This is a genomic window from Corynebacterium sp. AOP40-9SA-29, assembly GCF_052377405.1.
GTDB lineage: Bacteria > Actinomycetota > Actinomycetes > Mycobacteriales > Mycobacteriaceae > Corynebacterium.
This window is the reverse complement of sequence record NZ_JBQSWR010000009.1, coordinates 86,850-101,857: the sequence shown is the minus strand read 5'-3', so window position 1 is coordinate 101,857 and position 15,008 is coordinate 86,850. Positions and strand designations below refer to the sequence as shown.

10 protein-coding genes are annotated in these 15,008 nt (G+C 68.8%); 3 read left to right on the top strand and 7 right to left on the bottom strand.

Annotated elements, in window-relative coordinates; genetic code table 11:
- Window positions 1-267: 267 nt before the first annotated feature.
- Complete coding sequence (locus ACT3SZ_RS14360; RefSeq protein ID WP_444619733.1) at window positions 268-3,762, top strand: bifunctional proline dehydrogenase/L-glutamate gamma-semialdehyde dehydrogenase; 3,495 nt, start codon at window positions 268-270, stop codon at window positions 3,760-3,762.
- A gap of 161 nt (window positions 3,763-3,923) precedes the next feature.
- Here the strand turns inward: ACT3SZ_RS14360 and ACT3SZ_RS14355 are convergent, their stop codons facing one another.
- The 7 genes from ACT3SZ_RS14355 to prfB all read right to left on the bottom strand — a co-directional run bounded on the left by ACT3SZ_RS14355 (window position 3,924) and on the right by prfB (window position 12,398).
- Window positions 3,924-5,123 carry an RtcB family protein gene (locus ACT3SZ_RS14355; protein ID WP_444619731.1) on the bottom strand — a complete coding sequence of 400 codons (1,200 nt, stop codon included), beginning with the start codon at window positions 5,121-5,123 and terminating at the stop codon, window positions 3,924-3,926.
- Between the two features lie 311 nt (window positions 5,124-5,434).
- The gene (galK, locus tag ACT3SZ_RS14350) at window positions 5,435-6,769 is read right to left on the bottom strand and encodes a galactokinase (protein ID WP_444619729.1); all 1,335 of its coding nucleotides are present in this window, start codon (window positions 6,767-6,769) and stop codon (window positions 5,435-5,437) included.
- Window positions 6,763-7,947 (bottom strand): galactose-1-phosphate uridylyltransferase, encoded by a 1,185-nt coding sequence (gene galT, locus ACT3SZ_RS14345; RefSeq protein WP_444619757.1) that lies wholly within the window; start codon window positions 7,945-7,947, stop codon window positions 6,763-6,765. Before galT ends, galK begins: the two co-directional genes overlap by 7 nt.
- Window positions 7,948-7,961: 14 nt before the next feature.
- Window positions 7,962-8,282, bottom strand: a complete 321-nt coding sequence (locus tag ACT3SZ_RS14340; RefSeq protein ID WP_444619727.1) for an LPXTG cell wall anchor domain-containing protein — start codon at window positions 8,280-8,282, stop codon at window positions 7,962-7,964.
- 32 nt (window positions 8,283-8,314) lie between these two features.
- On the bottom strand, window positions 8,315-9,967 hold the full coding sequence (locus ACT3SZ_RS14335; protein ID WP_444619725.1) for a sodium:solute symporter family protein: 1,653 nt from the start codon (window positions 9,965-9,967) through the stop codon (window positions 8,315-8,317).
- Window positions 9,968-9,991: 24 nt separating this feature from the next.
- The gene (locus ACT3SZ_RS14330) at window positions 9,992-10,987 is read right to left on the bottom strand and encodes an aldose epimerase family protein (protein WP_444619723.1); all 996 of its coding nucleotides are present in this window, start codon (window positions 10,985-10,987) and stop codon (window positions 9,992-9,994) included.
- A gap of 286 nt (window positions 10,988-11,273) precedes the next feature.
- The gene (gene prfB, locus ACT3SZ_RS14325; protein WP_444619721.1) at window positions 11,274-12,398 is read right to left on the bottom strand and encodes a peptide chain release factor 2; all 1,125 of its coding nucleotides are present in this window, start codon (window positions 12,396-12,398) and stop codon (window positions 11,274-11,276) included.
- Between the two features lie 74 nt (window positions 12,399-12,472).
- Between prfB and ACT3SZ_RS14320 the strand changes: the two genes are divergently transcribed.
- The gene (locus ACT3SZ_RS14320) at window positions 12,473-13,324 is read left to right on the top strand and encodes an inositol monophosphatase family protein (protein WP_444619719.1); all 852 of its coding nucleotides are present in this window, start codon (window positions 12,473-12,475) and stop codon (window positions 13,322-13,324) included.
- Entirely contained in the window at window positions 13,325-14,983 is a 1,659-nt protein-coding gene (locus ACT3SZ_RS14315; RefSeq protein ID WP_444619718.1) for a glycoside hydrolase family 13 protein, read from the top strand.
- Window positions 14,984-15,008: the final 25 nt, after the last annotated feature.

Genomic DNA, 15,008 nt, shown 5'->3' with positions numbered 1-15,008 from the left:
GGGCCGCTCTCCTCCGCCCCGCGCACCGTGGACCGAACGACATGTCACCACGGTCGTCCACACCACGGTGGACGTCCTCGTCGAGAGAGGAGCCCACGTGCCGCATCACCTGCTGCCGTCCGAGCTCACGGCGCCGACCGGCCTGCGTCCCGTCGGCGACCGTCCTCCGGCTCCGTCCTACTGAGCACTCACCACGAATTTTCTAGCCCCGTACCCGACCCCCGGGGCCAGTGGACCGAGAACCACGGCCCCGTCAGGAGAACACGCGTGTCATCCAATAACTCACCGTCCACCGCCACCACCCGTCCGGAGAAGGCCGACGACGTGGAAGCCGTGGTCAAGCGGTCCCTCGGCCTCGCCGACACCTGGCTGCAGGTCGAGGAGACCAGCAAGTCGACCAAGCAGCTCGCGGACATGGTCCACGAGCCCAGTGGTGTGGAGTTCACCTTCAGCTTCGTTGACCGCGTCGCTCGTCCGGAGGACAACAAGGTCGCCGCCGACGAGTTCGCCAAGATCGCCCACCCGGTGAAGCGTCAGGCTCCGGTGCCGGGTTTCCTCGGCGTCGTCGACCAGATCCTCATGACCGCCGGCTCGATCGCCGCCCCGTTGCTGCCGCAGATCGTGATGCCCATTGCGCGGTCCTACCTGCGCTCCGTGGTGGGCCACCTGGTGCTGGACGCCGAGAGCGGCACGATGGACAAGATGCTCGAGGAGGCGCGCGACGCCGGATTCCGGCTCAACATCAACCTGCTGGGCGAGGCCGTCCTCGGTGAGGATGAGGCGGTGCGCCGTCGCGACGACCTCATCGACCTGGTGCGTAACCCGAAGGTCGACTACATCAGCGTGAAGCCGTCCGCGGTGGTCTCGCAGCTCAACCACTGGGACCTCGACGGGTCCACCGAGCGTCTCAAGGAGCGACTGCGTCCGCTGTACCGCGAGTCGCTGAAGCGTTCACCGCACCCCTTCATCAACATGGACATGGAGGAGTACAAGGACCTCGACCTCACCCTGCGCATCTTCACCGAGCTGCTCGGCGAAGAGGAGTTCCTGGAGATCGAGGCGGGTATCGTCCTGCAGGCCTACCTGCCGGATTCCTTCGACGCGCTGCGTCAGCTCACCGAGTTCGCCCAGGAGCGTCGGGAGCGTGGCGGCGCGAAGATCAAGGTGCGCATCGTCAAGGGTGCGAACCTCTCGATGGAGCGCGTGGACGCCGAGCTCCACGACTGGCCGCAGACGCCCTACCTCACGAAGGCCGAGGTGGACGCCAACTACCTGCGCCTGCTCGACTGGGTGCTGCGCCCCGAGCACTCCGACGTGATCCGTATCGGCGTGGCCACGCACAACGTCTTCCACATGGCGCTGGCCCACGAGCTCTCCGTGGAGCGTGGCGTGGAGGACCAGATCGACGCCGAGATGCTGCAGGGCATGGCCCCCGCCCAGGCTGAGGCGGTGCGCAGCGTGGTCGGCGAGGTCATCCTCTACACACCGGTGGTGAAGAAGGAGAACTTCGATGTCGCGGTGAGCTACCTCGTGCGCCGCCTCGAGGAGAACGGCGCCAAGCAGAACTTCCTCTACGCCATGTTCACCCCCGAGGACGACGAGGAGACCGGCATGACCCCCATGGAGGGTCAGCGCGAGCGCTACCTCGCCGCCGTGCGCGACCGGTGGTCCACCGACGCCGGACCGCGCCGGACGCAGAACCGTACCGAGGAGGCCCGTGCCAAGGCCGGCACCAGCTCCGCCAGCGTCCCCGGCAACTTCGTCAACGAGCCCGACACCGACTCCGACCTGCCCGCCAACCGCGAGTGGGCCGCGCGCATCGTCGACGCGTCCTCCGACCCGGGCCCGACGGTGAGCGAGGAGGTCACCGACCCCGCCACCGTCGATGCCGCCGTCCAGCGTGCCTTGGACGCCCACGAGGCGTGGGCCGCGAAGAGCGGCGCGGAGCGCGCCGAGGTGCTCGACCGCGCCGCGGACACCCTGGCCGACAACCGTCACCGGCTCATCGCCGCCGCCGTCCACGAGGCCGGCAAGACCGTCTCCGAGACCGACCCCGAGGTCTCCGAGGCCATCGACTTCTGCCGGTACTACGCCGAGTCCGCGCGCAAGATCGACCGCCACCGCGGCTCCACGTTCACCCCCTACCGCACGGTGGCCGTCGTCCCGCCGTGGAACTTCCCCATCGCCATCCCCGTCGGCGGCTGCATGGCCGCCCTCGCCGCCGGTGCCTGCGTGGTCATCAAGCCCGCCCCGCAGACCCTGCGCATCGCCGAGGTCTTCGTCGAGGCGCTGCGTGAGGCCGGTGTCACCGAGGACATGCTGCAGCTCGTCAACGCCGACGAGGGCGAGGCCGGCAAGCGCCTGGTCTCCCACGAGGACATCGACTCGGTGATCTTCACCGGCGGCTCCGAGACCGCCCGCATGTTCCGCTCCTGGGACCCGCAGATGACAATCAACGCCGAGACGTCCGGCAAGAACGCCATCATCGTCACCCCGGCGGCCGACCCTGACCTGGCGGTCTCCGACATCCTCGCCTCCGCCTACGGCCACGCCGGGCAGAAGTGCTCCGCGGCGTCGCTGATCATCACCGTGGGGTCGATGGGCAAGTCCAAGCGCTTCATGGGCCAGCTGGTGGACGCCGTGAAGTCCCTGCGTGTGGGCCCCGGCGACGACCTCGCCACCGACATGAACGGCATCATCGAGCCCGCTGGCGACAAGCTCCTGCGCGGACTGACCAAGCTCGACAAGGGCGAGAAGTGGCTGGTCAAGCCCGAACCGCTCAACGGCACCGCGGAGGACGCCACGCTGTGGACCCCCGGGCTGCGCGACAATGTTCGTCCCGGCGCCTGGTTCCACACCCACGAGTGCTTCGGCCCCGTCGCCGGCGTGATGCACGCCGACACCCTGGAGGAAGCCATCGAGTGGCAGAACTCCACGGGCTACGGGCTGACCGCCGGACTGCACACCATCGACCGGGACGAGACCGAGTTCTGGCGTGACCGCGTCGAGGCCGGCAACGTGTACGTGGAACGCGGCATCACCGGTGCCATCGTCCAGCGCCAGTCCTTCGGCGGTTGGAAGGGTTCCTCGATCGGCAGCGGTGCGAAGGCCGGCGGCCCGAACTACGTCGCCCAGCAGGGCCGTTGGGCCGAAGGCGACATCAGCGAGCTGCACAGCGGCAGCGTGTCCACCGCGATCACCCAGATGCTGCGCGAGTTCCACGGCATGGCGCACCCGGTGCTCACCGAGGAGGACCACCGCTGGCTGCGCCGCGCCGCGGAGTCCGATGCACAGGCGTGGACCTCCGAGTTCGGCATCGAGCACGACCGCACCGCCCTGGTCGTGGAGTCCAACGTATTCCGCTACCGGCCGCTACTGGAACCCCTGCGCGTGCGCATCGGGGCCAACGCGAACCTGCGTGACCTGCTGCGACTCTACCTCGGCGCCTCGGTGACAGGCACGAAGCTCGAAGTGTCCGCCGCACCGTCGGTGACCTCCGAGATGGGCGAGCTGGCCAACCGGATCCGGATGGTCTCCGACATGGAGTTCGCCGCCGAGATCGGTGTGCAGCCCAGCGTGCGGATCCGCACCCTCGGCGATGTGGACGAGAACCTCTACGAGGCTGCCGCGCGCTCCGGCTCGGTCGTCCTCGACCAGCAGGTCCTCCCCGACGGACGCCGCGAGCTGCTGCCGATGCTGCTGGAGCAGGCCGTGACCACCACCGAGCACCGCTTCGGCTACATCCACGGCACCACGCCGTAGGGCTTGTAGGGCTGGGGCGGCTGGCAGCGCCGGTAGCGCTGGCCCCCTTGTCCCAGAACCCCGAGCGATTGGTGGTCTCCATCCCGGAAACCACCAATCGCTCGGGGTTTCGTGACGGGCGCCCTGACGAGCGAGCGGTCGGGCGCGCAGACGGGCGCGCCCTACGTCCCCTTGACGTTCATCACCTGGCGCAGCTTGTGCAGCACGTGCACCAGCGGTTCGGCGTCGGCCATGACCACGTCGATGTCCTTGTAGGCGTCGGGGATCTCGTCGACGAAGGCGTCGCCGGGACGGTAGACGATGCCGTCCATCCGGGCGTCCAGATCCTCGGCGCTGAACCGCTTGCGCGCCTGCGTGCGGGAGAAGCGGCGTCCTGCGCCGTGCGGTGCCGAACGAAGTCCCGGTGCGAAACCGCGTCCCTCGACCACGTAGGACGCCGTGCCCATCGACCCGGGGATCAGCGCCTTCACGCCCTCGTCCGCACGCACGGCACCCTTGCGCGTCAGCCACACCGTCCGTCCGTAGTGCTCTTCCTTGACGGTGTAGTTGTGGTGGCAGTTGATCCGCTCGGTCTCCTCGACGGGCGTGCCGATCCACTCGCCGAGCAGGCGGGAGAAGCGGTCCATCATCTCCTCGCGGTTCAGCCAGGCGAAGCGCTGCGCCCAGGCGAGTTCACGCAGGTAGCAGTCGAATTCGGGGGTTCCTTCGGGGAGGTAGGCGAGGTCGTCGTCGGGCAGCTGCACCCAGAACTTCCGCATCAGCCGCTGCGCGGTCTTGATGTGCTTCTGCGCGATCTTGTTGCCCACCCCGCGTGAGCCGGAGTGCAGGAACATCCACACACGCTCCTCCTCGTCGAGGCAGAGCTCGATGAAGTGGTTGCCGCCGCCGAGGGAGCCGAGCTGCTGACGCCACTTCTTGGAATGCCCCAGGTCCACGCCGGTGGACTCGGCGAGGTCGGCGAGTTCGCGGGTGCGTGCCTCGGCGGTGCCGCCGAGCACCCAGCCGTTGTAGCGTCCGGGGGACAGCGGGATGGCGCCTTCGATGGCGTCGCGCAGGTCGGTGAGTTCGTGTCCGGCCAGGTCGTCGGCGGTGAATGCGGTGCGCACACCGATCATCCCGCAGCCGATGTCCACGCCGACGGCGGCGGGGATCACGGCGCGTTCGGTGCCGAAGACGGTGCCGACGGAGGATCCCTTGCCGAAGTGGGCGTCGGGCATCAGCGCGACGTGCGGGAAGATGAAGGGCAGCCCGGCGATCTGGCGCGCCTGCTCGAGCGTGTTGTCGTCGACGTCGGAGGCGAAGCTCAGGAGCTTGTTCTCCTGGAGCGTCACTCCCGGTGTGTCGACGTGTCTACTGGACATGGTGGTCCCTTTCTGGTGAAAGGGGCGGCAGCATCGGCGGGCACACGTCGAGAGACTTGAAAGAGGGTTCGCTGAGGAACTCGTCCGGACGGGGCACCGATGCCCCGCCCGGGAAAATGTGGGTCGGAGTCAGCGGTGGTCGGGTAGCAGCCAAAACTGGTGCTGTGCGCGATGCGTCGCCGTCATGGCCGCTCCCCTTTCCGGAAAAATTCTGAGTTCTTCTGACTCGAACTGGTTCGTGCCCGCAGCATCTCGCTCCGGGCACCCCGATCATGGCACAGCCCCTTGTGGCTGGCAAGAGGTGTGCAGCATTACCGGATCCGACGTGCCCCGTCGGACGGTGCGGCCACGAAGAACGTCGGCGCCGGGAAGCTGCGCTCGCGGGCTGCGGCGTCCACCGCCTCGGCGACGACCTCGACCTGCTCGCGGTGCACCAGGGCGATGACACTGCCGCCGAAGCCGCCACCGGTCATCCGCGCGCCGAGCGCCCCGGCGGCCAGCGCGGCCTCCTGGGCGCCGTCGAGTTCAGGCACGGTGACTTCGTAGAGGTCGCGCAGGCTGGCATGGCTGGCGTTCATCAGCTCACTGAGCGCACCGAGCCCACCCATCTCGCCGGACGCACCGGCGTCGCGCAGCGCCGGCACCGCTTCGTCGCGGGTACGCCGGATCTCCTCGACGACGTGCCGGACGCGGCGCTGCGCGACATCACCACCGTCGCTGCCGCCGTCACTGCCGCCGAGCAGCGCGTGGGCCTGTGGCGTCGCCGACCAGGCGCGCACCTCGTCCGGCAGTCGGGAGGACGCCGCGGCGTCCTGCAGTATCTCGCCGAGCGTACCCACGCCGAGGTGGGCGGAAACCGCGTCGATCACGCCGCGGCGTGAGGCGTACTGGCCGTCGGCGAGCTGGTGTGACGCATTGGTGTTGATGATCAGCAACGCCAGGCCCGCCGCGGCCAGGTCGCAGGGCACCAGTTCGACGGAGCCGTCGAGGAAGTCGACGGCCAGGGCCATGCCCGAGCGTCCGTAGAGCGAACTGCGCTGGTCAAGCCCACCGGTGGACGCTCCGACGACCTCGTTCTCCGCGCGCATGCACGCGGTGACCAGGCGCTCGAGCGCCTCGCTGTCAGGTGCGTGGCCGGTGGCTAATTCATAAGCGGCCAGGGCGACGGAGCACTCCAACGCCGCAGAACTCGACAGCCCAGCGCCCAGGGGAACGTCGGAGACCAAGGCAATATTCAGTCCTTCGCACGACGGGATGACCCCGTCCTGCAGTCCGGCCCACACCGCGCCGGCGGCGTAGCCGGCCCACCCGGACGGGTTACCCGGTCCGATGTCGGCCAGGGCGATCTCGGTGGACTGCGCATCCTGCGCGCCGCCGGTGCCGGGCACCACCGACACCAGACGCAGCACCCCGTCCGTCCTGCGTCCCACCGCGGCGGCGGTGTTCTGCGGCAGTGCGAAGGGCAGGGACATGCCGCCGGCGTAGTCGACGTGCTCGCCGATGAGGTTCACCCGCCCGGGCGCGGCCCACACACCCTCGCAGGTACCGTCACCAGTACCGTCACTGAAGTGCTCCGCGAAGAGCGCCTGCGCATCATCGGCCAGCTGCTGCTCATCGCGGGTGGCCCACCAGTCCGGTGTCACCATGAGTCGATCTCCTTCTCATCAGGCCACACCGCGCGCAGCCGCTCGGCGACGGCCTCCGGGGTGGTGTCGCTGATCCACGCGCCGAAAGCGGACTCCGAGCCGGCGAGGTACTTCATCCGGTTCGGCGAGCGCATCAGGGAGAATAGCTGCAGGTGCAGGCGTCCCTCCCCACGCAGCGACTCGTCCTCCCCGGTCAGCCGCGGCTGCACGGGCGCCTGGTTCCAGGCGGCGATGTAGGGGGTGCGTTCCACGCCCTCGAAGTAGCGGTCCACCGCGGTATACAGGGCCTTGAGCACACCCGGCAGTGCGGCGCGTTCCTGCTCGGTCAGCCCGGTGAAGTCGGCGACAGGACGCTCCGGCACCACCATCACCTCCACCGGCCACTTCGCCGCGGCCGGCACGTAGACGGTGAAACCGCCGGTGGACGCGGCGTCGGCGATCACCCGCGTACCGGCCCGACGCTCCGCGGCGAGCACGTCGTCGAAGAGGTCGCCGCCGGTGGCCGCGCGGTGGGCGCGCGCCTGCTCCAGGATCTGGCGGCTGCGCGGCGGCAGGAAGGGGTAGCTGTAGATCTGCCCGTGCGGGTGCTGCAGCGTGACCCCGATCTCCTCGCCCCGGTTCTCGAAGGGGGCGACCTGCAGCACCCCGTCGACCTGAGACAACGCCGCGGTGCGGTGAGTCCAGGCCTCCACGACCGTGCGGATGCGCCTCAGCGGCAGGTCGCGGAAGGAGAGCGAGGAGTCCGGGGTGAAACAGATGACCTCGCAGCGTGCGGCCGCCGGACGCCGCGGGACCAGCTCCTCACCGTCCACCTGCCAGGGGTAGTCCGCCGGGTCGTCCGGCATCACGATCCTCGTGGAGAACGACGGGAACCGGTTCTCGAAGACGACCACGTCGTAGTCGTCCGCCGGGATCTCCGTCGGCAGGTTGCCCGGGGTGGACGGGGCCAGCGGGTTCTCGTTCGCCGGGGGCATGAATGTGCGGTTGTTGCGGTGCGCGGCATAGGTGACCCATTGGCCGGTGAGCGGGTCGCGGCGCATCTCCGACTCCGTCACCGAGCCGGGCAGGTCCCGGGGGTCGTGGAGTTCGCGGGTGGTGCGTCCGGCGAGAACATCCGGGTCGTCGTCGAAGTAGATCAGTTCGCGGCCATCGGCCAGGCGGGTGGGCGTGATCGCCATGGGGTGCTCGGCCATCAGTCGTCGGCCCCGGGGAGTTTGTCCTCGTCGATGAGCGACTCATCGACAACGACGGGGTTCAGCCGGGCCCACAGCACCAGGGCTCCGGCGACGATGATCAGGGCGATGCCGGCCCAGACGTTGTCCGTCATGGACTTCGCCTCGCCGGTGTCCGGGTTCACGCCGGGGTCCATAAAGGCGGCGACCAGCAGCAGGACGACGCCGTAGATCCCCAGCAGGGCCGCGGTGACCGTCCGGATGTCGAAGGCTCCCGCCCGGTGGGTGGCCGGTGCAGCGGGGTCGGTCATGGTGGCGGTATCAGTGGTATTCGCAGACATGGTGTTCTCCTTTCAGTTCAGGTCGGTACAGGTCAGTGGAAGATCACATTGAGGACCACGGCGATCACGAGCGCCAGCACACCCAACGGCACGGTGCGGCGGTACCACGGCAGGGTCTTCTCCACCGGGTCCTCCAGCATCGCCTTCGGGGTCACCGACTTCACGAACCCGACCAGTTCCTTGTCCGGCTTCGGCTTCGTGAAGGACGTGACGATCACGGAAACGAGGATGTCGACGGCGAACGCCAGGCCGGCGGCGACGAATGCGGTCCCCTGCCCGGGCAGATTCACCAGCGGGTCGGAACCCAGCGAGCAGGCCCAGAAGATAATCGCCGCGGCGGTACCGGCGACCAGGCCGGACCAGCCGGCGTGCGGGGTCATGCGCTTCCAGAACATACCGAGCAGGAACGTGGCGAACAGCGGGGCGTTGAAGAAGCCGAACAACGTCTGCAGGTAGTCCATGACATTGCCGAAGTTATTCGCGATCAGCGCGGTGCCCACGGCAATCACGGTCGCGCCCACGGTCGCCCAGCGTCCCACGCTGAGGTAGTAGCCGTCCTCGCGCTCCTTGACCACGTAGGTCTGCCACAGGTCGTAGCTGAACACGGTATTGAAGGCGGAGATATTCGCCGCCATGCCGGCCATGAACGAGGCCAGCAGGCCGGCGATGGCCACGCCGAGCAAGCCGGTGGGCAGCAGGTCGCGCATGAGGTAGAGGATCGCGTCGTTCGGCTCGGCATCGCCGCCCTCGGCGTAGGCGGAGACCACCACGCCGGCGATCATGCCGGGGATGATCACGATGAACGGGATGAAGAGCTTCACGAAGGAGCCGATGATCGGGGTCTTGCGCGCCGCACTGATCGAGTCCGACGCCATCGCCCGCTGCACCTCCACGAAGTTCGTGGTCCAGTAGCCGAAGGACAGCACGAAGCCCAGGCCCAGCACGATGCCGATCACGGAGAACACCGGGCTGTTGAACCCGGACAGCTCCTGCGCCGGCCACGCGTGGTTCTGGAAGTCCTGCACCTGCTCACGCAGCGCACCCCAGCCGCCGACCCGGTTCAACCCGATGATGGTCAGCGGGGCGAGCGCGGCGACGATGACGAAGAACTGCAGCACCTCGGTGTAGATCGAGGCCGACAGCCCGCCGAGGGTGATATACGACAGCACGATCACCGCCGCGGCGATCAGCGTGATCCACAGCGGCCAGCCGAGCAGCGCGTTGACCACCTTGGCCAGCAGCACCAGGTTCACACCGGCGATGAGCAGCTGGGCCACGGCGAAGGAGATCGCATTGACCAGGTGTGCCCCATTGCCGAACCGGCGGCGCATGAACTCCGGCACGGAACGGACCTTCGAGCCGTAGTAGAAGGGCATCATCACGATGCCGAGGAAGACCATGGCCGGCACGGCGCCGATCCAGAAGTAGTGCATGGTCTGCAGGCCATATTCCAGACCATTGGCGGACATACCGATGATCTCGACGGCACCGAGGTTCGCCGCGACGAACGCCAGGCCGGTGACCCAGGCGGGCAGTCCACGCCCGGAGAGGAAGAAGTCGATGGAACTGGAGACCCTGCGCTTCGCCGCCCAGCCAATGCCGAGGACGAAGACGAAGAACAGGGCCACCAGCGCGTAATCCACCCAGCTCGCGTCGAGCCGGAGGACGTTTGGTGCGGTCTCCATAAGAGAGTCGCTTTCTGTTCGGGATCAGGCAGGCTGATCGAGGTGGAGGGGTGCGTCAGGTCTCGGGGCCATTTCAGGGGTAAGTACGGCAAGACGCCAGGAGCAGGTCAGGGACTCCCCCGGTGGCAGGCGCGCCAGGCCGGTGCCGGAGTTCAGTGCGTCCGGCGGGGCGGTCATCGGTTCCACTGCCACGGCCCGGCCACCGGGACGCCCCGGATAGGGCATGCCGGTGGACGCGTCCGGTGTGAACACCTGCGCCCACCGCAATTCGGGGGACGTAGTCAGCGCCACTGCCTCACCGGCACCGCCGCGCAGGACGAAGCGAGCGTCCTGCGCGGTGTCGTCGAGCCGCAGGCAGTGGTCGAGCACCAGCCCGGCCAGCGGGTTCACCGCATCCGGCAGGACGCTGGTATCCGCCTGCAGCGGCCCGTCCGGCAGTCCGCGCTCATCCAGCGGCAGGACGCGGTGGGGCGGCACGGACAGCGTGCAGGCGTCCGTCGCCGCGCCGAGCGCGCTGGGGTACAGGTGGAAACCCAGGGCGGCGGGCATATCGGAGTCGCCGTCATTGCGCAGCGTGGCGTGTGCACTGAGGCCGGGTGCACCGGGTGCACCCGACTCCCCCGTCACCGTGTACTGCACGGACAGGTGCACCGGCCACGGCCACCCCTGCTGCGGGCCCGGATCCACCACGAGCCGGACGAAGTCCTCCCCCTTTTCCGCCACGGTCCACCCCCGTTCGGCGACGAAGCCGTGCAGGGCAGTGGCCTTCGCCGGCTCGGTGACCTGGAGTTGCCTGCGCTGCCCGTCGAACTCGTAGAGCCCGTCGCGGGTGCGGTTCGGCCAGGGTGCCAGGACCACGTTCGCCGACAGCGGAGCGGTGTCCGGCTGCCCCGGACCTGCGTATCCTTCGAGGATCTCGCGATCCTGCCAGGTCAACCGGGAGGGGCCACCGCCGCGAAGCGCCAGGGTCGCCACACACTCACCGGAGACGATTGTCACACCTGCCGTGCCAGCTTCCATTCACCTGACACTAGTCCACCCGACCCCACAATGGGACCCTCCTATAAGCGGCATACCGGGGGTGCGTATCGGGGGTCCAGGTGTCCCCAGGTGTCCCCAGGCGTCCCCGGTGCCACATGAGGTCGCATGGGGTCACACAGCGGCCGCCATGTCACCTGAGTCATGCCCCAGGGCGAAAAACGGGCGGAAATCTACCTGGGGCATGACTCAGGTGACATGCGCCAGCGACAGCGACATGCGCCAGCCACAGCCGCACCCACCAGCCGCCCCCCACCAGCCGCAGGCGCTACTTCCCCTCGCCCTGCTGCTCGGCCATACGCCAGCGGATACCAGCTTCCAGCAGGCCGTCGATGCCGCCATCGAGCACCTTGGACGGGTCGTTGACCTCGAAGTTCGTCCGAAGGTCCTTGACCATCTGGTACGGGTGCAGCACGTAGGAGCGCATCTGGTTGCCCCAGGAGTTCGAGCCGTCGCCACGCAGCGCGTCCAGCTCAGCGGCCTCCTCCTGGCGCTTGCGCTCCAGCAGTTTCGCGGCGAGCACTCGCATGGCCGAGGCCTTGTTCTGGATCTGCGACTTCTCGTTCTGGCAGGTCACCACGATGCCGGTGGGGATGTGCGTCAGCCGCACCGCGGAGTCGGTGGTGTTCACCGACTGGCCGCCGGGACCAGAGGAGCGGTACACGTCCACCCGCACGTCGTTGTCGTCGATATCGACGTGGTCGGAGGTCTCCACCACGGGCAGCACCTCGACCTCGGCGAAGGAGGTCTGGCGGCGGCCCTGGTTGTCGAAGGGGCTGATGCGTACCAGGCGGTGGGTGCCCTGCTCCACCGACAGGGTGCCGTACATGTAGTCGCCGTGCACCACGAAGGTGGCGGACTTGATGCCGGCCTCCTCGGCGTAGGAGATATCGTAGACCTCGACCTTGTGCCCGGACTTCTCGGCCCAGCGGGTGTACATACGCATGAGCATCTCGGCCCAGTCGGCGGCGTCCACACCACCGGCGGCGGAGCGGATGTTCACCACGGCCTCGCGGGAGTCGTACTCGCCGGAGAGCATGGTGGTGACCTCGAGGGACTCGATCTCTTCGCGCAGGTCGGAGAGTTCGCCGTCGGCCAGTTCGGTGGCTTCGGCCGCCTCGTCGCCCTCGGACTCGTCGGCCATCTCGTACATCACGGGCACGTCGTTGAGCCGGTCGCGCAGGCCACGGACCTTCTTCAGCCGGGCCTGCACGTGGCTGAGCTGGCTGGTGATCTGCTGGGCGTGCTCGGGGTCGTCCCACAGTGAGGGGTCGGCGGCCTGGTCCTCGAGTTCGCGGGAACGCGACTCCATCTCGTCCAGGTCGAGCACCTTTTCGATGGTGGTGAGCGTGGAGTCGAGGTCGTCGATCGCGGAGATCACATCGGGCTGCATGGTCGTCCACTGTACTCACCCGCCACGGACCCCAGGGGCTGCACCCCGGGCGGACCGCGTGCACAATAGTGGGCATGAACTCACCCATCCCGGCGGACGCCCTGCAGGCCATCACGAAGACGTTCATCATCTCCCACGACCGGGACGACGACGGCACCCTCGCCCAGGCCCTGGTCTACAACGCCGGCCGGCTGGCCTGGCGCATGCGCGAGGCGGGGCTGACCACCGAATTCAAGACCTCGGTGTCGGACGTGGTGACGGAGGCCGACCGCGCGGCGGAGGGCTTCGTCGCAGACGTACTCAGGACGCTGCGTCCGCAGGACGGCCTCCTCGGCGAGGAGGGCGCCTCCGCGCCCTCGGAGTCGGGACGAACGTGGGTGATCGACCCGGTGGACGGCACATACAACTTCACCACCGGCTCGGACTACTGGTGCTCGGCGTTGGCGCTGGTCGACGGCGATCCGGAGGATCCGGAGCGGCTGCACTTCGGCGCGGTGCACCGTCCGGCGATGGGCTACACGTGGTTCGGTGGCCCCGGCATCCCCACCACGCTGGACGGTGCCCCGGTGGGCACGCTGCCGGACCTCGCGCCGCAGCAGTCCTGCCTCAGCGGCTACCTGCACCCCACCGACATCGCCAACCCGGAGCTCAACGCGGTGTTCACGAAGGTCGTGGGCGATTTCGCGACGGTGCGCTGGAATGGTTCGGCGTCGGTGGACATGGCGGGCGTGGCGGCCGGCAACGGCGCGTGCTGGTTCCAGCACAGCGTCCTGCCGTGGGATCTGTTGCCGGGCCGCGCGCTGATCGAAGGCGCGGGAGGACGCTGCGAGCGGGTCAGCGCCGGCGGGCGCCTGTGGTCGGTCGCCGGGGCCCCCTCCAGCGTCGAAGCGGTCGTGGCCCGCCTCACCGAGTCCGAGGAGATCTAAATGTGGTGGCGTAGCGCGGTCATCTACCAGGTCTACCCGCGTTCCTTCGCGGACGGCGACGGCGACGGCATGGGTGACCTCCGCGGCATCACCGACCGGTTGGAGCATCTGCGCGACCTCGGGGCGGACGCGGTCTGGCTGTCTCCGTTCTATCCCTCGCCCCAGGCGGACGCCGGCTACGACGTCTCCGACTACTGCGGTGTCGACGAACTCTTCGGCACCCTCGACGATGCTGAGGCTCTGATCACCCGTGCCCACCAGCTCGGTCTGCGCGTGGTGGTGGACCTGGTGCCCAACCACACCAGCGACGAGCACCCGTGGTTCCAACGGGCCCTCGCGGCATCTCCCGGTTCCCCGGAGCGGGACCGCTACATCTTCCGCGACGTCGACCCGACCGACCCCGAGCGTCCCCCGAACAACTGGGAGTCGATCTTCGGCGGACCGGCATGGACGAAGGTCCCCGGGCCGTCCGGCACCGGCGACCAGTGGTACCTGCACCTCTTCGACTCCAGGCAACCGGACCTGAACTGGGATGACCCGGAGGTCAGGGCGTCTTTCCTGGACGTCCTGCGGTTCTGGCTGGACCTCGGCGTCGACGGCTTCCGGGTGGACGTCGCCCACGGCCTCGTCAAGGCCCCCGGCCTCCCGGACGTGCAGACCAGCGCCGGGGACAGCGAGTCGATGGCGCAGAGCGCCACCCCCTACTGGGACCAGGACGGGGTCCACGAGATCTACCGTGACTGGCGCCGACTGCTGGACAGTTACCCGGGCGACCGGATGATGGTCGCCGAGGCGTGGGTCCAGCCGCTCGAGCGCATCGCCCGCTACATCCGCCCCGGGGAGCACCACCAGGCCTTCAACTTCTCCTTCCTCGACACCCCCTGGGACGCCGACCTGCTGCGCCACACGATCTCGGAGTCCTACCGGGTCAGTGCGCTGGTCGACGCACCGACAACGTGGGTGCTGTCGAACCACGACGTGATCCGCCACGCCACCCGCCTTGCCCTCCCCCCGGAGGACTTCTCCACCCAGCTCGGCCGGGAGGTGCCCGCACCCGACCGTGACCTGGGGCTGCGCCGGGCCAGGGCGGCGACGACGCTGATGCTCGCCCTGCCGGGCTCTGCCTACATCTACCAGGGCGAGGAACTTGGATTGCCCGAGGTCCTCGACCTGCCGGCCGACGTCCGCCAGGACCCGACGTTCCGGCGCACCGAGGGAGAGCGGCTCGGCCGGGACGGCTGCCGCGTCCCGCTCCCCTGGCGGTCGGACGCACCGGGGTTCGGCTTCGGTCCGGACGGCGCCCAGGCGCCGTGGCTGCCGCAGCCGGCGGAGTTCGCCCCCCTCGCCGCCGACGTGCAGCGCGGGGATGCGTCCTCCACGCTGGAGCTCTACCGCCGCCTGCTGCGCCTGCGCCGCGACCGCAACCTCGGCGACCCGGCGGGGACGTTCTCCCTGCTCGACCTGGGGCCGTCGCTCGTAGCGTTCGAGGTCACGCAGGACGTCACGACCCGCGTCGTGCTCAACCTCGGCGACGAGGAGTGGCCCATCCCCGAGGGGTGGGCGGTCGTGGCTACCAGCACCTCCGCCGACGATGCCGCCGTATCATCGCAGGTCACCGTACTCCCCGACTGCGCGGTGTGGCTGACTGTCATAGGATAAGTGGCACATCCGGGGTGCTTCCACC